This window comes from Geodermatophilus sp. SYSU D00697 (assembly GCF_054050175.1).
This window is the reverse complement of record NZ_JBJGYV010000005.1, coordinates 1-21,761: the sequence shown is the minus strand read 5'-3', so window position 1 is coordinate 21,761 and position 21,761 is coordinate 1. Positions and strand designations below refer to the sequence as shown.

At 74.0% G+C, this 21,761-nt stretch carries 20 protein-coding genes; 15 read left to right on the top strand and 5 right to left on the bottom strand.

Annotated features, from left to right (window positions below; genetic code table 11):
• Nucleotides 1-6: 6 nt before the first annotated feature.
• Entirely contained in the window at nucleotides 7-891 is an 885-nt protein-coding gene (locus ACI79C_RS06385) for a diguanylate cyclase domain-containing protein (RefSeq protein ID WP_456944791.1), read from the bottom strand.
• Between the two features lie 150 nt (nucleotides 892-1,041).
• Between ACI79C_RS06385 and ACI79C_RS06380 the strand changes: the two genes are divergently transcribed.
• Nucleotides 1,042-1,980, top strand: a complete 939-nt coding sequence (locus ACI79C_RS06380; RefSeq protein ID WP_456944790.1) for a hydroxymethylglutaryl-CoA lyase — start codon at nucleotides 1,042-1,044, stop codon at nucleotides 1,978-1,980.
• Between the two features lie 64 nt (nucleotides 1,981-2,044).
• Nucleotides 2,045-2,566, top strand: coding sequence for a flavin reductase family protein (locus ACI79C_RS06375; protein ID WP_456944789.1), 522 nt, complete (start codon nucleotides 2,045-2,047; stop codon nucleotides 2,564-2,566).
• Between the two features lie 60 nt (nucleotides 2,567-2,626).
• Here the strand turns inward: ACI79C_RS06375 and ACI79C_RS06370 are convergent, their stop codons facing one another.
• Nucleotides 2,627-4,948: a SpoIIE family protein phosphatase gene (locus ACI79C_RS06370; RefSeq protein WP_456944788.1), complete on the bottom strand. Its 2,322-nt coding sequence runs from the start codon at nucleotides 4,946-4,948 to the stop codon at nucleotides 2,627-2,629.
• A gap of 145 nt (nucleotides 4,949-5,093) precedes the next feature.
• Here ACI79C_RS06370 and ACI79C_RS06365 point away from each other — a divergent pair, with 145 nt between their 5' ends.
• Entirely contained in the window at nucleotides 5,094-5,825 is a 732-nt protein-coding gene (locus ACI79C_RS06365; protein ID WP_456944787.1) for a hypothetical protein, read from the top strand.
• Nucleotides 5,826-5,847: 22 nt separating this feature from the next.
• Here the strand turns inward: ACI79C_RS06365 and ACI79C_RS06360 are convergent, their stop codons facing one another.
• Both ACI79C_RS06360 and ACI79C_RS06355 read right to left on the bottom strand, forming a co-directional pair.
• Complete coding sequence (locus ACI79C_RS06360) at nucleotides 5,848-6,297, bottom strand: hypothetical protein (RefSeq protein WP_456944786.1); 450 nt, start codon at nucleotides 6,295-6,297, stop codon at nucleotides 5,848-5,850.
• Nucleotides 6,290-6,655, bottom strand: a complete 366-nt coding sequence (locus ACI79C_RS06355) for a hypothetical protein (RefSeq protein ID WP_456944785.1) — start codon at nucleotides 6,653-6,655, stop codon at nucleotides 6,290-6,292. Before ACI79C_RS06355 ends, ACI79C_RS06360 begins: the two co-directional genes overlap by 8 nt.
• Before the next feature lie 135 nt (nucleotides 6,656-6,790).
• On the opposite strand from ACI79C_RS06355, the gene ACI79C_RS06350 reads away from it, so the two are divergent.
• On the top strand, nucleotides 6,791-7,654 hold the full coding sequence (locus tag ACI79C_RS06350) for a PaaX family transcriptional regulator (RefSeq protein WP_456944784.1): 864 nt from the start codon (nucleotides 6,791-6,793) through the stop codon (nucleotides 7,652-7,654).
• On the opposite strand, the gene ACI79C_RS06345 is transcribed toward ACI79C_RS06350, so the two are convergent.
• A complete protein-coding gene (locus tag ACI79C_RS06345) occupies nucleotides 7,624-8,616 on the bottom strand; it encodes an aldo/keto reductase (protein ID WP_456944783.1) in 993 nt (330 codons plus the stop codon). The genes ACI79C_RS06350 and ACI79C_RS06345 overlap by 31 nt on opposite strands.
• A gap of 123 nt (nucleotides 8,617-8,739) precedes the next feature.
• On the opposite strand from ACI79C_RS06345, the gene ACI79C_RS06340 reads away from it, so the two are divergent.
• The 11 genes from ACI79C_RS06340 (at nucleotide 8,740) to ACI79C_RS06290 (ending at nucleotide 21,369) form a co-directional block, all read left to right on the top strand.
• Nucleotides 8,740-9,753 carry a siderophore ABC transporter substrate-binding protein gene (locus tag ACI79C_RS06340; RefSeq protein WP_456944782.1) on the top strand — a complete coding sequence of 338 codons (1,014 nt, stop codon included), beginning with the start codon at nucleotides 8,740-8,742 and terminating at the stop codon, nucleotides 9,751-9,753.
• 79 nt (nucleotides 9,754-9,832) lie between these two features.
• Nucleotides 9,833-10,810, top strand: a complete 978-nt coding sequence (locus ACI79C_RS06335) for an ABC transporter permease (protein WP_456944781.1) — start codon at nucleotides 9,833-9,835, stop codon at nucleotides 10,808-10,810.
• Nucleotides 10,800-11,816: an iron chelate uptake ABC transporter family permease subunit gene (locus tag ACI79C_RS06330; protein WP_456944780.1), complete on the top strand. Its 1,017-nt coding sequence runs from the start codon at nucleotides 10,800-10,802 to the stop codon at nucleotides 11,814-11,816. The genes ACI79C_RS06335 and ACI79C_RS06330 overlap by 11 nt, the downstream gene beginning before the upstream one ends.
• Nucleotides 11,813-12,571, top strand: coding sequence for an iron ABC transporter ATP-binding protein (locus ACI79C_RS06325; RefSeq protein ID WP_456944779.1), 759 nt, complete (start codon nucleotides 11,813-11,815; stop codon nucleotides 12,569-12,571). Before ACI79C_RS06330 ends, ACI79C_RS06325 begins: the two co-directional genes overlap by 4 nt.
• A 289-nt stretch (nucleotides 12,572-12,860) precedes the next feature.
• Nucleotides 12,861-14,642 (top strand): N-acetylglutaminylglutamine amidotransferase, encoded by a 1,782-nt coding sequence (locus ACI79C_RS06320; RefSeq protein WP_456944778.1) that lies wholly within the window; start codon nucleotides 12,861-12,863, stop codon nucleotides 14,640-14,642.
• A gap of 10 nt (nucleotides 14,643-14,652) precedes the next feature.
• Entirely contained in the window at nucleotides 14,653-16,410 is a 1,758-nt protein-coding gene (gene ngg, locus ACI79C_RS06315; RefSeq protein ID WP_456944777.1) for an N-acetylglutaminylglutamine synthetase, read from the top strand.
• A gap of 50 nt (nucleotides 16,411-16,460) precedes the next feature.
• A complete protein-coding gene (gene crcB / locus ACI79C_RS06310) occupies nucleotides 16,461-16,883 on the top strand; it encodes a fluoride efflux transporter CrcB (RefSeq protein ID WP_456944776.1) in 423 nt (140 codons plus the stop codon).
• The gene (locus ACI79C_RS06305) at nucleotides 16,880-17,236 is read left to right on the top strand and encodes a fluoride efflux transporter FluC (RefSeq protein WP_456944775.1); all 357 of its coding nucleotides are present in this window, start codon (nucleotides 16,880-16,882) and stop codon (nucleotides 17,234-17,236) included. Before crcB ends, ACI79C_RS06305 begins: the two co-directional genes overlap by 4 nt.
• 48 nt (nucleotides 17,237-17,284) lie before the next feature.
• On the top strand, nucleotides 17,285-18,700 hold the full coding sequence (locus ACI79C_RS06300; RefSeq protein WP_456944774.1) for an alpha,alpha-trehalose-phosphate synthase (UDP-forming): 1,416 nt from the start codon (nucleotides 17,285-17,287) through the stop codon (nucleotides 18,698-18,700).
• The gene (gene otsB, locus ACI79C_RS06295) at nucleotides 18,697-19,440 is read left to right on the top strand and encodes a trehalose-phosphatase (RefSeq protein ID WP_456944773.1); all 744 of its coding nucleotides are present in this window, start codon (nucleotides 18,697-18,699) and stop codon (nucleotides 19,438-19,440) included. Before ACI79C_RS06300 ends, otsB begins: the two co-directional genes overlap by 4 nt.
• 309 nt (nucleotides 19,441-19,749) lie before the next feature.
• Complete coding sequence (locus tag ACI79C_RS06290) at nucleotides 19,750-21,369, top strand: methyl-accepting chemotaxis protein (protein ID WP_456944772.1); 1,620 nt, start codon at nucleotides 19,750-19,752, stop codon at nucleotides 21,367-21,369.
• Nucleotides 21,370-21,761 lie beyond the last annotated feature (392 nt).

Genomic DNA, 21,761 nt, shown 5'->3' with positions numbered 1-21,761 from the left:
GGGGGCTCAGCGCCGGCGCGCGGCCTTGTCGGCGTACATGGCCTCGTCGGCCTCGCGTACCAGCAGCTCGAACGCCAGCTCCGGGTCGGTCCCGCCGGCGACCGTGCCGATCCCGATGCTCATGCTCAGCGGGATGGTCTCCGTCTCGACCCGCAGGGGCTCGGTGACGGTGTGCCGCAGCCGCTCGGCCAGCGCCTCGGCGTCCGCGCGCTCGCTGTTCTCGCACACGATGCTGAACTCGTCCCCGCCCACGCGGGCGGCGGTGTCGCTGGCCCGCAGCACCGAGGTCAGCCGCTCGGCGAACGCGACCAGCACCGCGTCGCCGACCGGGTGGCCGTACTCGTCGTTGATCTCCTTGAAGCCGTCGAGGTCGATGCCGAGCAGACAGGTGGGCGTGCGCTCGCGGTGCCCGCGCTCCAGGGCGTGCCGCAGCCGGTCGCTGAAGAGGATGCGGTTGGGCAGGCCGGTGAGCGGGTCGTGCAGCGAGCGGTGGACCAGCGCGGCCTCGAGCGCCTTGCGCTCGGTGATGTCCTCGACGATCGCCACCACGTGGGGCGGGTCCCCCTCCGGCGTCTCGGCCACCCACGAGGAGGTGACCTGCACCGGCACCACGCTGCCGTCCTGGCGGACCAGCCTGGTCTCGTGCCGCATCGTGCGGCGCCGCTCGACCAGCTCGGAGTAGGCCTCGGCCGTGCTCGGCGCGTCCTCCGGGTGGATGAGCTCGAGCACCGAGCAGCCGTAGAGGTCGTCGGTGTTGCGGCCGAGCATGGCGCCGAAGGCGGGGTTGGCGTCGACCACGTGGCCGGACGGCGTGGCGAGGACGATGCCCATGGGGGCGTTGGCGAACGCGCTCCGGCGGTCCGCCGGTGGCAACGTGCCGGCGTTCGTCACATCCCACCTCCGTGCCGGACATTCTGCGCAGAACAGGGGCCAGTTGCTGCAGGTTCTCGACCTGGAGTGCCCCGGACGGTTCCACGTGGAACCTCCCGGCGGGGGAGGATGGGGCGTGCAGCGTGGCGTGGTCCGACGAGGGGAGCTCCCGTGAACGAGTTCGACCTGGTGCTGCCGGCCGCCGTGGACGTCCGCGAGGTGGGCATGCGCGACGGGCTCCAGCTGGAGGCGCCGGTGCCGCTGGAGGCCAAGCTGCGGATGCTGGAAGCCCTGGTGGCGACAGGGGTGCGGCGCATCGAGGCGACGTCGTTCGTCTCGCCGAAGGCCGTCCCGGCGCTCGCCGACGCCGACGCGGTCGCCGCCGAGCTCTCCCGGTGGGGCGGCGTCCTCTGGTCGGCCCTCGTGGCCAACCCCCGCGGCGCGACCCGGGCGGTGGACGCGGGCATGTCGAACCTGGAGTACGTCGTCTCGGCCTCCGACGGCCACAGCCGGGCCAACGCGGGGCGCTCCACCGCCGAGGCGGTCGGGGCGGTGGCGGAGATCGCCGGCCTCGCCCACGGCGCGGGCGGCTCGCTCGAGGTCGTCATCGCCACCGCCTGGGACTGCCCCTTCGACGGCCGCACGCCGATCGGCCGGACGGTCGACGTCGCCCGGGCCGCGGTCACCGCCGGGGCCGACCAGCTCTGCCTGGGCGACACCATCGGGACGACGACGCCGCTGCGGGTGGTCCAGCTCCTCGACGCCGTCCGTCGGGCGTGCCCCGGCATCGCGGTCGGCGTCCACTTCCACGACACCCGTGGCACCGGGCAGGCCAACGCGCTGGCCGCCGTCCAGGCCGGGGTCACCCAGCTCGACTCGTCGGTCGGCGGTCTGGGCGGCTGCCCGTTCGCGCCCGGCGCGAGCGGCAACATCGCCACCGAGGAGCTGGTCTACATGCTCGAGGAGTCCGGCGTGCGCACCGGGATGGACCTCGACGCGGTCCTGGCCGCCGCGCGGGTGACCGAGGACGCCGTCGGGCACGAGCTGCCCAGTTCGCTCTACCGGGCGGGCGGCCGTTCGGTCCCCCGCAACGCCGCGACCGTTGCCTGAGGCCGGCTCAGGCCGGCCCGAGGACACGTGGGCCGGCTCGCCGCACCCGTGGTTGGGTGGGGTCATGAGCGAGGTCGACCCCGGCACGGAGGGCGCGGTCGAGGTCATCGACCAGAAGGTCATGCGCGAGGTGCTCGGACACTTCGCCTCCGGGGTCACCGTGGTCACCGCCCTGGCCGAGGACGGTCCGGTCGGCTTCACCTGCCAGTCGTTCAGCTCGCTGTCGCTGGACCCGCCGCTCGTGGTGTTCGCCCCCGCCCGCACGTCGCGCACCTGGCCGCGGCTGCGGGACATCGGCCGCTTCTGCGTCAACGTCCTCGCCGAGGACCAGCACGACCTCTCGGGCACCTTCGCCCGCTCGGGCGTGGACAAGTTCGCCGGGGTGCACTGGCGTCCGAGCCGGCAGGGGCAGCCGGTGCTCGACGACGTCGTGGCCTGGATCGACTGCGAGCTGTGGGCCGAGTACGACGGCGGCGACCACACCTTGGTCGCCGCCCGCGTGCTGGACCTCGGCGCCGACGGGCGGCGGCGCCCGCTGTTGTTCCACCGCGGGGCCTACGGGCTGCTCGCGGGGACCGACGGCTGAGCGCCGTCGGCAGAAGCGGACGGCTGAGCGCCGTCAGCCGGACCGGACGGTTGACCGACGTCAGCCGAACCGGACGGCGATCAGCGCGACGTCGTCGCGGCCGTCGAGGCCCGCGGCCACCGCGGCGTCGCACAGCTGTCGGGGCGTCGCCTCGGGCGGGCTGGCGGCCAGCCGGGTGACCAGTTCGGCGACGCCGCGGTCGAGGTCCTCCCCCGGCCGCTCGATGAGCCCGTCGGTGTAGCCGAGCAGGGTGGTGCCCGGGGGGACGTCGAGCACCGTCGACGGCCGCCGGGCACCGCCGTCGACGCCGACCAGCAGCCCGGCCACCTCGTCCAGCACCCGCACCGCGCCGTCCGCCCCGCGCAGCAGCGGCGGCGGGTGGCCGGCGCTGGCCAGGTGCACCCGCCACGCCCCGCCGGGCTCGGCCGGCGGGACCGCCCGCGCGTAGACCAGCGTGGCCATCGAGGCCACGCCCAGCCCCTGCACCAGCCGGTCGACCCGGGCCAGGACGATGCCCGGGTCGGGGTCGGGCGCCTCCCAGACGCAGGCCCGGATGAGCCCGCGCAGGTGGCCCATCGCGGCCGCCGCGGCGATGTCGTGCCCGACGACGTCGCCGATCACCACGCCGACCGAGCCGTCGGGCAGGTGCAGCAGGTCGTAGAAGTCACCGCCCACGTCCGCGGCCTCGGAGGCGCTGACGTAGTGCGCGGCGGCCTCGATGCCCGGGATCTCCGGCAGCTGCGGCAGCAGGGAGCGCTGCAGGGTGTCGGCGACCGTGTGCTCCTGCTGGTAGAGGCGCACGTTGTCCATGGCCAGCGCCGCGCGGCGGGCGAGGTCCTCGGCGAGGTCGACGTCGTCCTGGGTGAACGGCCGACCGGCGGCGGTGCGGCCGAGCAGGATCGCGCCGCGGGTGCGGCGGCGGGCGACCATCGGCACCGCCAGCAGCGACCTCCCGCCGATCCGGGCGAAGGCCTCCCGGGCGGCGTCGCTGGCGAGCAGCTCCTCCGTCTGCTCGTCGGCGTGCTGCACGACGACGGGCCGGGAGGTGCTGATGCTGCGGCGGGTCGGGGAGCCGGGGGGCAGGTGGGGGGCGTGCACCGTGCTCAGCAGGCGCAGCTCCTCCTCGCGGCCCTCACGGTGCCGGAACGCGGTGCGGAGGACCGCGCCGGTGTCGTCGACGAGGGTGATGAACACCCAGTCGGCCACCAGGGGCACGCACAGCCGGGCCAGCCGGTCGAGCAGGTCGGTGAGGTCCAGGGTGGCGATCAGCGTGCTGGTCGCCTCGGCCATCAGCGCCAACCGGGTCTGTGCGCGCTCGGCCTCCGCGCGCGCCTTCTCGGCCTCCGCGCGCGCCTTCTCGGCGTCGGCGCGCGACTGCTCGGCCGTGGCTCGGGCGAGCTCGGCCTCCTGGCGGGCGATCTGCTCGGCCGCGAAGGCGGCCTCGCGCTGGCGCTCGACGCGCACCCGCTCGGTGACGTCGGTCTGCACGCCGACGAAGCTGACGAGGGTCCCCTCGCCGTCGAACACCGGGCTGATGGAGAGCTGGTTCCAGAACGCCGTGCCGTCGGCGCGGTAGTTGAGCAGCGTCGTGGTGACGGTGCGCTGGGCGGTGATGGCCGCGCGGACCTCCGCGACCGCCTCCGGGTCGGTCGCCGGGCCCTGCAGGAACCGGCAGTTGCGGCCGACCGCCTCCTCGTACCCGTAGCCGGTGATCCGGGTGAACGACGGGTTGACCCAGATCAGCGGGTTGTCCGGCTCCTGTGGATCGGAGATGGTGAAGGCGATGTCGGTGGCGACCACCGCCCGCTCCCGCAGCGCCTGCAGGTAGCGGTCGGGGTCGGCCTCGGCGCCGCCGGGGTCGACCTCCAGGAAGACGACGAGGGAGAGCTGCTGTTCGCTGCCCGGCCGGGAAAGCGGGAAGCCGGTCACCCACAGCAGGTGCTCGCGACCGCCCTCGACCGCCGCGCGGTCGGCCTCGGTGCTGCGCCCCGGCGTGAGGCGGACCGCCTCGCCGTTGACCGGCTGTCCCTGGGCGACCAGCGACAGCGGCCCGGTGGTACTGGCCAGGGGCCGGCCGCCGAGGTCGGTCAGGCCCGCCGAGCCGCCCCAGGTGTCGACGTCGACCGGCAGCGAGACGTTGCCGGCCATCTGGACCGCCTTGGTGTTGGCGTAGATGACCGAACCGGCCTCCCGGTCGATGACCAGGACGGCCACCGGCACGTCGGCCAGGACGCCGGGCAGTGCCGCCGACGCGGTGCCGGAGCACTCGTGCTCGGAGACGACGGCGGTGGCGGCGCTCACGATGCCGGCCTGCCGGGGGTCGCTGACGTCGTCGGGCGGGTGGGTGGGCGCCTGGGGGCGGGCGTCCCGGTCGGCCGGCACGACACGACAGTAGCCGCGGCTCGCACGGGGCGGCCACCACCACGTCGGCGCTGACCTGCGGTTCCACCCGGCAGGTGTGGGCGGGCGTCCGGCGGGAACCCAGCAGCGGGGCACGTCGTGTCCCACGTGGAGGGAGACGATCGCCATGGGACTGCTCGACCGGCTCTTCGGCCGCCGCCGGCCCGCCCACGACCAGGGGTACGGCCGCGGGTACGAGGGCTACGAGGCGCCGCCACCGCCACCGCCGCCGCCCGCCGGCCGCTCGGACGACGAGCGGGCCATCGAGCGCTACCGCTACCTGCTGCGGACCGCGCCGCCGGACAAGATCGAGGAGGCGCACGCCGAGGCGTTCGGGCAACTCACCCCCGAGCAGCGGCGGCAGGTCCTCGACCAGCTCGCCGCGGCCGGTGAGCGGGCGCACGGCGACGACCCGCGCAGCCTCGCCCGCGCCGCCACCCGGGCGGAGATGCGCCACCCCGGCACTCTCGAGCGCGCCTTCGGCGGCTACGGCCCGGGGTACGGCGGGGGCCCGGGGTACGGGCCGGCGTACGGCGGGGGCTACGGCGGCGGGTTCGGCGGGCCCAGCTTCGGCAGCATGATGGGCGCCAGCCTGTTGGGCACCGTCGGCGGCCTGGTCGTCGGGACCGCGGTGGCCGACGCCCTGTTCGACACCGGGCTGGGCGACGGCGGCCTGTTCGGCGGCGGGGACGAGGAGGCCTACGCCGCGGGTCACGCCGACGGGGCCGAGGGCGACTACGGCGGCGACCCCGGTGGTGACTTCGCCGGCGGCGCGCAGGGCGACTACGGCGGCGACATGGGCGGCGGGGACTTCGGCGGCGACTTCGGCGGGGACTTCGGCGGCGGCGGGGACTTCTGAGTCCCGGCGAGGCGGCGGCCGGTCAGCGGGGGGTGCCCTCCCGCGTGGCCGCCGCCCGTCGCCGCAGCCACAGCAGGCCGACCACCGGCAGCACCAGCGGGATGAACAGGTAACCCCGGCCGTAGGCCGACCAGACCGTCTCGTCGGGGAAGGCCGCCGGGTCCAGCAGGGACAGCGTCCCCACCACCAGCACCCCGGCCAGCTCGATCGAGATGGCGGTCAGGGCGGTGCGCCGGCCGCCGCGGGCCAGCGCCACCGTGGCGACGAGGTAGACGACCGCGGCCAGCGCGGACAGCAGGTAGGCCACCGGCGCCTCGGCGAACCGCGTCGACAGCTGGACGGCCGCCCGCGCCCCGGCGGCGAGGGTGAACACGCCGTAGACGGCGACCAGCACGCGCCCCGGGCCCCCGCCGGTCGAGGTCGCCGCGTCCTGCCCCGCGCCGTCGACGCCCCGTCGTCCCGGATCAGCCACCCGTCGCCTCCCACAGCTGCAGCAACCGCCAGATCATGACCCCCACCGCGGCGGCGGCGACCGCCAGCACCGTGCCGGCCCAGCGGGTCGGCTCCGAGCGCGCCCAGAGCCCGCCGGCCACCGGCAGCAGCGCGACGCCGGCCAGGTAGCTCAGGAAGGTGGGGGTGTCGGCCGGGCGCTCACCGCGCACCAGCAGGACGACGGCGAGCACCACCTGCACCAGCAGGACCACCTCCAGCAGCGCGGTCGCCCACAGGTGCAGCAGGCCGATCCGGCGGCGCGCGAGGGTCGAGGCGAGGCCCGCCAGGGCCACCGCGGCGGCGAGCACGGTGACCGCCACGACCAGCACCGGCGTCACCGGGGGGACCTCGCGGGAACGGCGCTGGGCACGGATGCCATCCTCGCGCCCAGGGGGAACGTCCCGGGCACCGCCCTCGGCCGGGACGGACACCACGGGGGCGCGCCCGGTGACGGGCGTGCCGAAAGGACCGCCATGACCGTCCGCGATCTGGTCGTCGATCTCTTCTCCGAGCACCTGGACGCCGTGACCGACCAGCCCGTGCGCCTCCGGGCCCTGGTGACCCTGCTCGAGGCCTTCGAGGTCGCGGAGCCCACCACCCGCATGACGACGGCCGCCCTGCGCCGGTCCGGGTGGCTGGCCGCCTCCCGCCGCGGCCGCGAGACGCTCTACACGCCGACCGACGACCTGCGGGCCGCAGTCCGTGCCCGGTGGGCCCGGCTCGACGAGCGGCTGGGGCCCTGGGACGGCCGCTGGCGGATGGTCATCTACACGGTGCCCGAGACCGACCGGTCGGCCCGGGAGCGGGTGCGGCGCACGCTCACCCGTCACGGGTTCGGCCCGCTGGCCCCGGCCACCTGGCTGTCCCCGCACAAGGTCGCCCTGGACGACGTCCGCACCGAGCTGGCGCGGGAGCCGCTGAGCCGGCTGGACCTGCTCACCGCCCAGGTGACCCAGGAGACCGGCGGCTCGGACACCGAGCTGGCCGCCCGGTGCTGGGACCTGCAGGGGGTCGCCGCCGCCTACCGCCGGGTGATCGACGGCATCCGCGCCGTGCTGGCCGGCCCCGCGCCCGACGGGGTCTCGGCACTGGTGACCCACCTGCGGGTCCTCGCCGAGATCCGCCGGGTGGGCGTCAGCGACCCGATGCTCCCCGACGCGCTGCGGCCGCCGGGCTGGCCCGGTGCGGAGCTGTGGGAGGCCTGGCAGGAGCTCTGCGCCCGGCTGCACGGCCCGGCGCGCGAGCACGTGGCCGCGCTGGTCACCGAACGGTCGGACGGGTCGGGCGAGGAGCAGCCCTGGCCGGCTCAGCGGTGCACGGTGGACATGTCCGGGTAGCGGTCCCCGGCGGTGGCGCCGGCGGGGGCGGCCTCGTCCAGCCGGCGCAGGTCGTCGTCGGAGAGCCGGACGTCGGCGGCGGCGGCGTTCTCCTCGAGGTAGGCCACCCGCTTCGTGCCGGGGATCGGCACGATGGTCGGGAAGCCCCCGCGGTCGCTCTGCGCCATCACCCAGGCCAGCGCGAGCTGTGTCGCGGTGACGCCCTTCTCGTCGGCGACCTCGCGGACCCGGTCGACCAGCTCGAGGTTGCGCACGAAGTTCTCGCCCTGGAAGCGCGGGTTGCGCCGGCGGAAGTCGTCGGGGGCCAGGTCGTCGATGCTGCGGATCTGCCCGGAGAGGAAGCCGCGGCCGATCGGCGAGTAGGCGACGAAGCCGATGCCGAGCTCGGCGCAGGTGGCCAGGACGCCGTCGTCCTCGGGGTCGCGGGTCCACAGCGAGTACTCGGTCTGCACGGCCGTCACCGGCGTGACGGCGTGCGCGCGGCGGATGGTCTCCGGCGCGGCCTCGGAGATGCCGAGGTGGCGGACCTTGCCCGCCTCGACCAGCTCGCGCAGGGCGCCCCAGGTGTCCTCGACGGGCACGGTCGTGTCGACCCGGTGCTGGTAGTAGAGGTCGATGACGTCGACGCCCAGCCGCTGCAGGGAGGCGTCGCAGGCACTGCGGACGTAGTCCGGCCGGCCGTTGATCCCGCGGAAGGAGCCGTCCTCGCCGCGCTCGTTGCCGAACTTGGTGGCGAGGACGACCTCGTCGCGGCGACCGGCGATCGCCGCGCCCACCAACCGCTCGTTGGTGAACGGGCCGTACATGTCGGCGGTGTCGAGGAACGTGACGCCGAGGTCCAGGGCGCGGCGGATGGTCCGCTCGGCCTCGGCCTGGTCACCGGTGCCGTAGAACTCGCTCATCCCCATGCAGCCCAGCCCCTGGGCGGACACGGTCAGGTCTCCGAGGGTGCGCTTCTCCATGTCCCTCCCCTGCCCCTGCTGCCCGCCCGACAACCGGCGGCCGGTGACCCGGTTGACAGCGGTGACGGGTGGTGTGACAAGTTAGGCCGCCCTCAGTTAGCCAAGCCTTCCCTCAGGAGCACGATGCGCACCGCCGCCCGGCCGCTGGCCGCCCTCTCCCTCACCGTGGCCACCGCCCTGTCGCTCAGCGGGTGCGGCGAGGGCGAGGACACCGCCGAAGCCGGGACGGCGGCAGCCGAGACCGTCTCCTTCACGTGGGACCGGAACACCGCCGCCGAGGACGAGGAGCCCGTCCTCGAGGAGACCACGGTCGACGTCCCGAAGGACCCCGAGCGGATCGTCGTCTTCGACATGGCCAGCCTCGACACCATCGGCGCGCTCGGCGGCGAGGTCGCCGGCGCCCCGCTCGACTCGGTGCCGGGCTACCTCGAGCAGTACCTGGCCGACGACGCCTTCAACGCCGGCACCCTGTTCGAGGCCGACCTCGTCGAGATCGAGTCGCAGCAGCCCGACCTGATCGTGATCGGCGGCCGCTCCTCGGCGCTGTACGAGGACCTCAGCGAGATCGCCCCGACCGTCGACCTGGGCCTGCGCGGCTCGTACACCGAGACCCTCGAGCGCAACGCCACCTTCCTCGGCGAGGTGCTCGGTGCCGAGGACGAGGCGGCCGCGGCGATCGACGAGGTCGAAGCGGGCATCGAGGAGGCGAAGGCCGCCACGGCCGAGGCGGGCACGGGCCTGGGCATCATGGTCTCCGGGGGTGAGCTCAGCGCGATGGCCCCGGCGGGCGAGGACGCGTCCGGGCGCGGCGCGCGCGGCGGGCTGATCTACGACGCCTTCGGCGTGCAGCCCGTGGTCGAGGACATCCAGGCCGCCACGCACGGCGAGCCGGTCTCCTTCGAGTTCCTGCTCGAGACCAACCCCGACCACCTGTGGGTCGTCGACCGCGACGCCGCCACCGGTGAGGAGGGTGCGCAGGCGGCCGCGGCGGTCCTCGACAACGACATCGTCGAGCAGACGACCGCGTTCCAGAACGACCAGATCCACTACCTCGACCCGGTGGCCTGGTACGTCGTCTTCGGCGGCATCGACACCACGAAGATCATGATCGACGACGTCCTGCAGATCGCTGCGTGACCAGGTCGCACCTGTACGAGCACCCCTCCCGTCCCCTGTGACGGCGCTCGACACGACCCCGACGAGCACCCCTGCCCGCGTGCGGCCCGGCCGCACCTGGGTGGGGGTGCTCGTCGGCGTCCTCCTCGCGGTCCTGGCGCTCGCGAGCCTGTTCGTCGGTGTGTCCGACGTGTCCCTGGGGTCGGTCCTCGCCGGCGGGCCGGAGAGCAACGCGGCCTTCCTGCTCGTGGCCAGCCGCATCCCCCGCACCGTCGCCGTGGTCCTCGTCGGCGCCTCCCTGGGCATCGCCGGGCTGATCATGCAGATGCTCGTCCGCAACAAGTTCGTGGAGCCCGGCACGACCGGCGTCAGCGAGTTCGCGACCCTCGGCATGCTGGTCACGATCGTGTTCTCCCCGGGCATGGCCGTCATCGGGAAGATGGGTGTCGCCGCCGTCTTCGGCCTCGCCGGCACCTGGGTGTTCCTCCGCGTGGTGCGGGCCGTGCCCGTGCGCCAGCTCGTGCTCGTGCCGCTGGTCGGCATCATGCTCGGTGGTGTCGTGGGCGCGGCAACCACGTTCTTCGCCTACCGCCTGGACCTGCTGCAGTCCCTCGGGCAGTGGTCGCAGGGCAGCTTCGCCACGGTCATGCAGGGCCGCTACGAGTTCGTGTGGATCGCGGCGGCCATGGTCGCGGTCGCCTGGTTCGCCGCCGACCGCTTCAGCGTGATCGGGCTCGGTGAGGAGTTCGCGACCAACCTGGGGCTCGACCACCGCCGGTGGGTGGCCGTCGGCATGGTGCTCATCGCGGTGATCACGGCGGCGGTGCTGGTCACGGCAGGCCTGATCCCCTTCCTGGGGCTGGTCGTGCCGAACGTCGTCAGCCTGCTCATCGGCGACAACGTGCGCCGCGCGATCCCGTGGGTCGCCGGGCTGGGGGCGGTGTTCGTCCTGGCCTGCGACATCCTCGCGCGGGTCGTGCGGTTCCCCTACGAGATCCCGCTGTCGGTCATCGTCGGCGTCATCGGCGCGGCGCTGTTCCTCTGGCTGCTGCTGCGACGGGGGAGCCGTGCTCACTGACCCCGCTCCCCCGACGACCCGTCCCGCCGCCTCCCGTGCCCGGTCCACCGCGCGCTGGACCGACCCCCGGGTCCGCCTGGCCGCGCTGGGCGTCGCCGTCTTCGGCCTGGCCGCCGCCTACTGCTTCACCGACGTCCCCGGCTCGCTCGCCTTCGCGCTGGAGATCCGCAGCCTCACGGTGCTCGCGATGCTCGTCGTCGCGGCGGCGGTCGGGGTCTCGACGGTGGTGTTCCACACGATCACGCAGAACCGCATCCTGACCCCGTCGATCATGGGGTTCGACGCGTTCTACGTGCTCGTCTCGACGGTCATCGTCTTCTCCGCCGGGTCGGCGTCGTTCCTGGCTGCCGACCCGTTCACCCTGTGGATCGTCCAGGTCGTCGTCATGGTGGCCTTCAGCGTCGTCCTGTTCACCTGGTTGTTCGGCGGCAAGCGACGGTCCATCCACCTCATGCTGCTGGTCGGCATCGTGCTGGGCACGTTCTTCCGCAGCTTCACCGAGTGGATGCAGCGGATGCTCGACCCGCTGGACTTCCAGGTGCTCACCGACGCGGTGTTCGCCTCGCTCACGCGCCCCGACGAGGTGCTGCTGGCGCTCACCGCGCTGCTCGTCGCCCTCGGTTGCGTCGCGGTCGTGCCGCTGCTGCGCACGCTGGACGTGCTGACGCTCGGCGAGCCGGCCGCCGTGGGCCTGGGCGTCGACCACCGGCGCGTCGTGATGACCCTCTTCACGATCGTCTCGGTGATGATCGCCGCGTCGACGGCGCTGGTCGGACCCATCCTGTTCTTCGGCCTGATCGTCGCGAACCTGGCCTACTCCTACGCGGGCTCCTTCCGCCACGTGTGGACGGTGCCCACCGCCGTGCTCATCGGCATGGTCTGCCTGCTGGGCGGCCAGCTGGTCCTCGAGCGGGCGTTCGGCTTCGGCGGCGCCCTCTCGACGGTCATCGACTTCGCCGGCGGGCTGTTCTTCCTGTACCTCGTCCTGCGGAAGGGGGCGCGGTGATCGCGCTCGAGGGCGCCACGAAGCGCTACAACGGCCAGCCGGTGGTCGACGACCTCTCGATCGCGTTCGGCGCGGAGGGCGTGACGGCGCTCATCGGGCCCAACGGCGCCGGCAAGTCGACCCTGTTCGGGCTGGTGAGCCGCCTCGTCCGGCCCGATGCCGGCCGGGTGACGGTGGACGGGATGGACGTCGCGACGACGCCGTCCTCCGAGCTGGCCAAGGTGCTCGCGGTGCTCCGCCAGGACAACCACGTCGCCGCGCGCCTGACCGTGCACGACCTCGTGGAGTTCGGTCGCTTCCCGCACTCCCGGGGGCGGCTCACGGTGGTCGACCGGGAGCACATCGAGCGCGCGATCGCCTACCTGGACCTGGACCCCTACCGGAACCGGTTCCTCGACGAGCTCTCGGGCGGGCAGCGCCAGCGGGCCTTCATCGCGATGGTGCTCGCGCAGGACACCAAGTACGTCCTGCTCGACGAGCCGCTCAACAACCTGGACCTGCGGCACATGACCGAGATCATGCGGCTGGTCCGGAGGATGGCCGACGAGCTCGGCAAGCGGGTCGTCACCGTGCTGCACGACGTCAACTTCGCGGCGACCTACGCCGACCGCATCGTCGCCATGCGCGACGGGGGTGTCGTCGCGGACGCCCCCGCGCGCGACGTCATGCGCCCCGAGGTGCTCGCGGCGGTCTACGACACCACCGTCGACGTCCGGGAGATCGACGGGCGGCCCGTGGCCCTGTACTACAGCTGAGCGCCGCGGGTCAGCCCCTCCTGGGCCCGGCGCCGGCCGCGCCTGGGGATCTGGCGGGGGCGGTCTTCCCGCAGGTCTGCAGCGGCGCGGGCGATGATCAGGTGACCTGGTCATCCGGCGTCCTCCCCCACCGCCCACCGTGTGGGAGGACGCTCCACGATCAGGTCACCTGGTCATCGCCGGCCGCCGCCGCCGCGTCGGTTCCACGTGGAACCGGGCTGTGTTGCGTCGGTGTGACGTTCTCCCGGCCCCGTCGCGGGGTCCGGGAACGTGGGGTTGGATCGAGGACATGTGCGGCCTCTCCGGCGAGATCCGGTTCGACGGCTCCCTGGCCGACACCACCGCCGTGGCGCGGATGGTCGACGCCCTCGTCCCCCGCGGCCCCGACGGCCAGGGCTCGTGGAGCAACGGGCGGGTGGCCTTCGGGCACCGCCGGCTGTCGGTCATCGACCTGTCCCCGCACGGCTCCCAGCCGATGGTGGACAGCGAGCTCGGCCTGACCGCGGTCTTCAACGGGTGCATCTACGACTACAAGGAGCTGCGCGCCGAGCTGGAGGGGCACGGCTACCGCTTCTTCTCCACCAGTGACACCGAGGTGATCCTCAAGGGTTACCACCACTGGGGCGCCGACGTCGTCTCGCACCTGCACGGGATGTTCGTCTTCGTCATCCACGAGCGGGACACCGGCCGGGTCGTGCTGGCCCGCGACCGGCTGGGCATCAAGCCGCTCTACCTGGCCGAGACACCCGGCCGGCTGCGGTTCGCCTCGTCGCTGCCGGCGCTGCTGAAGGCGGGGGACGTCGACACCTCGATCGACCCGGTGGCCCTGCACCACTACCTGACCTGGCACGCCGTCGTGCCGGCGCCGCGGACCATCGTCAACGGCGTCCGGAAGCTCCCGCCGGCCACCGTGCGCGTGATCGAGGCCGACGGCACCTCCCGCGAGGAGCGCTACTGGAACGCGACCTACGAGCGCCGCCCGGAGCACGCCTCCTGGTCGAACCGGGACTGGGAGGACGCGATCGAGGAGGCGCTGCGGGTCGCCGTCCGCCGGCGGCTGGTCGCCGACATCCCGGTCGGCGTGCTGCTCTCCGGCGGGCTGGACTCCAGCCTGATCGTCGGGCTGCTCGCGCAGGAGGGGCAGACCGGGCTGGCCACGTACTCGATCGGCTTCGAGGCCGTCGGGGGCCGCGAGGGCGACGAGTTCCAGTACTCCGACGTCATCGCCGAGCGGTTCGCCACCGACCACCACCGCATCCGGGTCGCCTCCGACGAGCTCGCCGCCGCCCTCGGGCACGCGATCGGCGCGATGGCCGAGCCCATGGTCAGCCACGACGTCGTCGCCTTCGACCTGCTGTCGGAGCGGGTCAGCCAGTCGATCCGGGTCGTGCAGTCCGGCCAGGGCGCCGACGAGGTCTTCGCCGGCTACCACTGGTACCCGCCGCTGGCCGACGTCGGCCGCGAGGAGGCCGTCGAGCGGTACGCCGCGGCCTTCTTCGACCGCGACGCCGCGGACATGGCGCGGCTGGTGGCCGACCGCTACACCTGCGACGGGGACCCGAGCCTGGAGTTCGTCCGGCGGCACATGTCCATGCCCGGCGCCCAGACCGCGGTGGACGCCGCGCTGCGCCTCGACAGCGAGGTCATGCTGGTCGACGACCCGGTCAAGCGGGTCGACAACATGTCCATGGCCTGGGGCCTGGAGGCCCGGGTGCCCTTCCTCGACCACGACCTGGTCGAGCTGGCCGCGATGTGCCCGCCGGAGCTCAAGCTGGCCGACGGCGGCAAGGGCGTGCTCAAGGCGATCGGACGGCGGATCATCCCGCCGGAGGTCATCGACCGCCCGAAGGGCTACTTCCCGGTCCCGGCGATCACTCACCTCCAGGGCAAGGTGCTCGACCTGGTGCGCGACGCGCTCACCGGCGAGGCGGCCCGCGCGCGCGGCCTGTTCCGCCCCGAGTACGTCGACGCGCTGCTGGCCGACCCGAACGGCGAGCTGACGCCGCTGCGGGGCAACAAGTTGTGGCAGCTGGGCCTGCTCGAGCTCTGGCTGCAGACCCACGGGGTGTGAGGGGGCGCGGATGAGTCCCCGCATCGCCGGCCACCGGCGCCGTACCGCCGTCGCCGACACCCCCTCGTTCACCAGCCGCTCGTGGCAGCAGCCCTCGGAGCACCAGCGGCAGGGCATGGGCACCGACGTCGTCCTCGACATGGGCTGGGGGCGGCTGGTCTTCGGCCAGACCTTCGCCGACATGCGCGGCATCGTCGACGCCCTCCGCGCCGAGGAGAGCGGCCGCCGCGACATCTGCATCTACCCGCGCGACCCGCACGTGCTGGTCGGGCTGGCCCCCGACGAGCTGTTCATCGACCCGAGCTACACCTACCGGCTCGACCTGCACCGGTACCGGCCGCGGCCCGAGCTGATCCGGGGCGTCTTCGTGCGGACGGTGACCGCGCTGGCGGAGATGGACGCGGTCAACGACATCTACGCCCGCAACGCCATGGTCACCGGCGACCCGGAGACGATGTGGGCCAACCACCGCACCCGCACGTTCACCTACCTGGTGGCCGAGGACCGGCGCACCGGCCGGATCGTCGGCACGGTCACCGGCGTCGACCACGTGCTCGCCTTCGACGACCCCGAGGGCGGGGCGAGCCTGTGGTGCCTGGCCGTGCACGCCCAGGACGCGCCGCCGGGCACCGGGGAGGCGCTGGTGCGCGTGCTGGCCGAGCGCTACGTCGGCCGCGGGCGGGCCTACCTGGACCTGTCGGTGCTGCACGACAACGCCGGGGCGATCGCGCTGTACCGCAAGCTCGGCTTCCAGCGGACCCCCGCGGTCTGCCTCAAGCGGAAGAACCCGATCAACGCGCCGCTGTTCGCCTCCTTGCCCGAGGGCCTGGAGGACCTCAACCCCTACGGGCGGATCATCGCCGAGGAGGCGCTCCGGCGCGGGGTGCGGGTCGAGGTCACCGACGCCGAGTGGGGTGAGATGCGGCTGTCGCTGGGCGGCCGGACGGTGCTCACCCGCGAGTCCCTGTCGGAGTTCACCACGGCGGTGGCCATGAGCCGCTGCGACGACAAACGCGTCACCCGCCGGATCATGGAGCGGGCCGGCGTCCGGGTGCCCCGCGGCGTGCGGGCCGCCGAGGGGGCCCTGGACGACGCCCGGCGGCTGCTCGAGGAGTGCGGCGAGGTCGTCGTCAAGCCCGCCCGCGGGGAGCAGGGCCGCGGCATCACCGTCGGTGTGGCCTCCCCCGAGGCGCTCGAACGGGCGGTCGGGGTCGCGCTGCAGTTCTGCCCCGACGTGCTCGTCGAGGAACTGGTCGAGGGCGACGACCTGCGGGTGGTGGTCATCGACCACGAGGTGGTGGCCGCCGCCGTCCGCCGTCCGGCCGAGGTGGTCGGTGACGGCCGCAGCCCGGTGACGCAGCTGGTGGAGGCGAGCAGCCGGCGCCGGGAGCGGGCCACCGGCGGGGAGTCCCGGATCCCGCTGGACGACACGACCGCCGAGGTGGTGGCCGAAGCCGGGTACGGGATGGACGACGTCCCGCCCACCGGCGAGCGCATCCGGGTCCGGCGGACGGCGAACCTGCACACCGGCGGCACGATCGAGGACGTCACCGACCGGCTGCACCCCGCGATCGCGCAGGCGGCCGTCCGGGCCAGCCGGGCGATCGGCATCCCGGTGACCGGGTTGGACTTCCTGGTGCCCGACGTCGAGGGCGCCGAGCACGTGTTCATCGAGGCCAACGAGCGCCCAGGGCTGGCCAACCACGAGCCGCAGCCGACCGTCGAGCGCTTCGTCGACCTGCTGTTCCCCGAGACCCGCCGCCGCTGAGGAAGGGCAGCCCCGCCCCCGGGGAGGACCGTCGGGGTGAGGATGTGCCGGTGGCGTACGTGATGGCGGCCCTCGGGGGTGTCCTGGGTGCCCTGGCGCGGTGGGGGGTCGCCGAGGCCCTCCCCTCCCACCCGGGGACCTGGCCGTGGGCCACGCTGCTGGTGAACCTCACCGGCTGCCTGGTGCTGGGCGTCCTGCTGGGCGCGGTGTTCGCCGTCCACCCCGACCGCCCCTGGTTGCGCCCCTTCCTGGGCACCGGCGTCCTCGGCGGCTACACGACGTTCTCGACCTTCGCCGTGGAGAGCGTCGAGCTGGCCGACGTCGGCGCGTGGGGCACCGCGGCGGCCTACGTGGCCGCGTCGGTCCTCGGCGGGGTGCTCGCCGCGGTCGCCGGGGTGGTGCTCGGCCGGGCCCTGGCCCCGCGGCCGGTGCCGAGGAGCGCCGAGGTCGCTGCCGAGGAGGAGGTCGCGTGACCGCGTTGCTGGTGGCCGCCGGCGCCCTCGTGGGTGCGCCGCTGCGGCTGCTCGCCGAACGGCTCGCCGTCGCCCGGCGCGGCCGGGGCAGTGTCGTGGGGACCCTGGCGGTCAACGTCGTCGGCAGTGCGGTCCTGGGTGTCGTGCTCGGGCTGCGGTCGGTCCCCCCGGCCGTCGTCGTGCTGGTCGGCACCGGTTTCTGCGGCACCCTGACGACCTTCTCCACGTACGGCAACGACGTCGTCCGGCTGGTCGAGGAGCGGGCCCTGGCCCGCGCGCTGGCCTACGCGGCCGGCAGCGTCGTGCTCGGGCTGGGCGCGGCCGCGGGGGCCTACGTCCTGGCCCGGGGATGAGGGTTGCGGCTGCCGTCGGGGACGGCGGTCAGTAGGGTCGGGGACGGTATGGCTGACACAGCGGCAGGCAGCGAGCGGGCGGACAGCCCGGTCGTCGTGGTGGCCAACCGGCTGCCGGTCGACCAGGTGACCGATGCGGACGGGACGACGCGCTGGCAGCGCAGCCCCGGCGGGCTGGTGACCGCCCTGGAGCCGTTCGTCGCCGGCCGCGGCGGCGCCTGGGTGGGCTGGTCGGGGTCGGCCGGTGAGGCGCCGGAGCCGTTCGAGTCCGGGGGCATGTCGCTGATCCCGGTCGAGCTCTCCGAGGAGGAGGTCGACCGCTACTACGAGGGCATGTCCAACGCCTCGCTGTGGCCGCTCTACCACGACGTCGTCGAGAAGCCCGAGTACCACCGCACCTGGTGGGACACCTACGTGCAGGTCAACAAGCGTTTCGCCGAGCGGGCCGCCGAGGTCGCCGCCGAGGGCGCCATCGTGTGGGTCCACGACTACCAGCTGCAGCTGGTCCCGGCGATGCTGCGGCAGCGCCGGCCGGACCTGACCATCGGCTTCTTCCTGCACATCCCGTTCCCGCCCTACGAGCTGTTCACCCAGCTGCCGTGGCGCTCGGCGATCGTGGAGGGCCTCCTCGGGGCCGACCTGGTCGGGTTCCAGCGGCCCAGTGCGGCGGCCAACTTCGTCCAGCTGGCCCGCCGGCTGCACGAACTCCCGGCGCGGGGACAGACCATCGAGTACGACGGCCGGACAGTCACCGCCCGGGCGTTCCCCATCTCCATCGACGTCGCCGCCTTCGACGAGCTCGCCGGCTCCCCCGAGGTGGTCCAGCGGGCCAAGGAGATCCGGGCCGAGCTCGGCAACCCCGACAAGATCATCCTCGGGGTGGACCGGCTGGACTACACCAAGGGCATCGCCGTCCGGTTCAACGCCTTCCAGGAGCTGCTCGAGGACGGCGCCCTGGAGGCTCCGCAGACGGTGATGGTGCAGGTGGCCACGCCGAGCCGGGAGCGGGTCGAGCACTACGTGCACATGCGCGAGACGATCGAGCAGCAGGTCGGGCACATCAACGGCGTCTTCGGCACGCTCGGCGGCCCGGCCGTGCACTACATCAACCAGTCGGTACCCCGCGAGGAGCTGGCCGCCCTCTACCGTGCCGCCGACGTCATGCTCGTCACCCCGTACCGGGACGGCATGAACCTGGTCGCCAAGGAGTACGTCGCCGCCCGCAGCGACCTGGGTGGAGCGCTGGTCCTGTCGGAGTTCGCCGGCGCCGCGGCCGAGCTCAAGCAGGCCTTCCTGGTGAACCCGCACGACATCGCCGGCGTGAAGAACCAGCTGGTGCGGGCGCTGCGCGCGGAGCCCGACGAGCTGGCCAAGCGGATGCGGGCCATGCGCCGCCACCTGGCCAAGAACGACCTCGAGCACTGGGCCACGTCGTTCTTCGACGCGCTGCGCGCCCAGGCGTGACCGCCGTCCCCGCGGACCTGACCGCCGCACTCCGCGAGCTCGCCGGACAGCGGCCGCTGCTGGTGGCCAGCGACTACGACGGCGTGCTCGCCCCCCTGGTGGGCGACCCCTCGGAGGCGGTCCCCTCCCCCGGTGTCGCCGAGGCGCTGGCCCGCGTGGCCGCCCGGCCCGGCGTCGTCGTCGCACTGGTCAGCGGCCGCGGTGTCGCCGACCTGCGGGCGGTCAGCGGGCTGGCCGGCCCCTACCGCTGGGTGGGCAGCCACGGTGCGGAGTTCGACGGCCCGCTCACCGGCGAGCTCGCCGGCCGGCGCGACGCCCTCGCCGAGCGACTGGCGCCCCTCGTCGCCGACGTCCCCGGGGCCCGCCTGGAGGTCAAGCCGGCCAGCGTGGCGGTGCACGTGCGGCAGGTGGCGGACCGGGCCGCGGCCGCCGCGCTGCTGACCGAGGCCGATGCCGCAGCAGATCCGTCACTGACGAAGAAGCCCGGCAAGGAGGTGCTCGAGCTCGCCGTCACCGACGCCGACAAGGGCCGGGCCCTCCGCCGGCTGCGGGAGGAGGTCGGTGCCGCCGCGGCGGTCTACCTCGGGGACGACCGCACCGACGAGGACGCATTCCGAGCCCTGCTCCCGGGCGACGTCTCGGTGAAGGTCGGCGAGGGGGAGACCGCGGCCCGGTTCCGCGTCGCCGGCCTCGATGCCGTCGTCCGCCTCCTCGAGGACCTGGCCGACCTGCTGGCCTGACCCCGGCGTGGCGCGGGACCGGCTCGGGTCACCGCTGCCCGCGTGGGCGGCGACCGGCCACTCGTCGTCGACAACTCCCCGCCTCCTCCGCGCACTCGGGGCGGAAGGCGCCCGGGATCGCGCCGGTCACCGTTCCGAGCCTGTCGACAAAGGACTTCCCGGACGGCGGTGACCGCGGTTGCGGGAAACGATTCCGCACGATCCCGAGTCAGCCTGGTCCGGCGTCCGCGCGATTCCCTGGAATGGCGACACACTCTGGCCCAGCGCACAACCGGCGCCTTTCGCCATCGGCCTCCCAGGAGGGGTCCCGTGTTCTCCCCCACCATTCCTGCTCCACCGGCCGGCGGCCGTGCCCGCTGGTTCGACGACCGGCCGGTCGGTGTCCGGATCGGCGCGGTCGTCGCGCTGCTGGCGGTCGTCGTCCTCGCGACCAACGCCCTCGCGGTGCTCCGGATCTCCGAGATGCGGACGCACCAGGAGGCCATCTACACCGAGAACCTCGAGCCGCTCAACGCCCTCTCGGCGGTCCAGCGGGCGACTGCCGCCCACCGGGCCCGCGTGCTCGAGTACGCCGTCTCCGACCCGGCGCGGCGCGTCGAGCTGCGCGGCGAGATGGACGAGAAGCAGGCCGACGTCGACGCGGCGCTCGACGACTACCAGCCCCACGTCATCGACCAGGCGGCGATGGACAAGTACCTCGGCGCCCGCGAGGAGTTCCTGACCAGCAACGAGACCCAGCTGTTCCCCGCCGCCGACCGCGGGGACCTCGCGGCCTACGCGGCGATCTACCGGGAGGTCTCCAGCCCGCTGCTCACCGACATCGCCGACGGCCTCGAGGAGGAGGGTGTCGCCCAGTCCGCGCAGGCCGCCGCCCGGAACGTGGACGCCGCTGACCGGGCCGACTCGGCCGTCACCACGCTCGTCGTGAGTGCCCTGGTCGCGACCGCGCTCGCCGGCGCGCTGACCGTGGTCGTCGTCCGCCGGATCACCCGGACCGTGCGCGCGGTGCAGGGCGTGGTCGAGGCCATGGCCGCCGGCGACCTGCGCCGGAGCACCGGCGTGCACTCCCGTGACGAGCTCGGGCAGATGGCGGCCTCGCTGGACTCGGCGCAGGAGAGCCTGCGCGCGGTGCTGGCCGAGGTGGCCTCGTCGGCCGACGCGGTCGCGGCGAGCTCGGAGGAGCTGTCGGCGTCCTCGGCGCAGATCGCCGTCTCGGCGGAGGAGACCTCCGCGCAGTCCGGTGTGGTGGCCGGCGCGGCCGAGGAGGTCTCCCGCAGCGTGGCGACGGTGGCGGCCGGTGCCGAGCAGATGGGGGCTTCGATCCGGGAGATCGCCACCAACGCGGCCGAGGCCAGCGACGTGGCGGCGCGGGCGGTGACCGCGGCGGAGACGACCACGGCCACGGTGGCGAAGCTGGGGGAGTCCTCGGCCGAGATCGGCAACGTGGTCAAGGTGATCACCTCGATCGCCGAGCAGACCAACCTGCTGGCGCTGAACGCCACCATCGAGGCGGCGCGGGCCGGGGAGGCCGGGAAGGGTTTCGCGGTCGTCGCTAACGAGGTCAAGGAGCTGGCCCAGGAGACCGCGAAGGCGACCGAGGACATCGCCAAGCGCGTGCAGGCCATCCAGGGCGACACCACCGCCGCGGTGACCGCCATCGAGGAGATCTCGCAGGTCGTCGCGCAGATCAGCGACCGGCAGACCACCATCGCCTCCGCGGTCGAGGAGCAGACCGCGACCACCGCGGAGATGTCCCGGTCGGTCGCCGAGGCCGCCGGCGGCTCGGGCCAGATCGCCGAGAACATCGGCAGCGTCTCCACCGCCGCGGACTCCACCACCCAGGCCCTCGCCCAGACCCGGACGGCGGTGGACGAGCTCTCCCGCATGGCCTCGGGGCTGCGGACGGCGGTGGGCCGCTTCACCTACTGACCGTCCCCGGGGCGGGGGAGTGCGACCTCCCCCGCCCCGGAATGGTCTCGGTCGGCGCGCGCGGAGTCGACGAAGAATCCGGGGAGAAGCGGTCGCTGACAGTTCTCGGAGGAGCGCGGCGACACGCACGCCAATGCGCAACAGAACCGTGCGGAATGCCCGAGAGTGGCGCCGCACCCCAGTACTCCTGCAGGAACCAGAGAATCCGTGGAACGGCCTCGGGGGGCGCTGACAGTCCCCGTGCACGACCCCAGGAGCACCGAGGCCCCGACCCAGCCGCGGGTCGCGGTGGACGAGCTGTCCCGGATGCCGCCGGCCTGCGTACCGCCGTCGACCGCCTCACCCACTGACCACCCGGACCGGCGCGGCGTCTTCCCCCGCCGCGCCGGCCC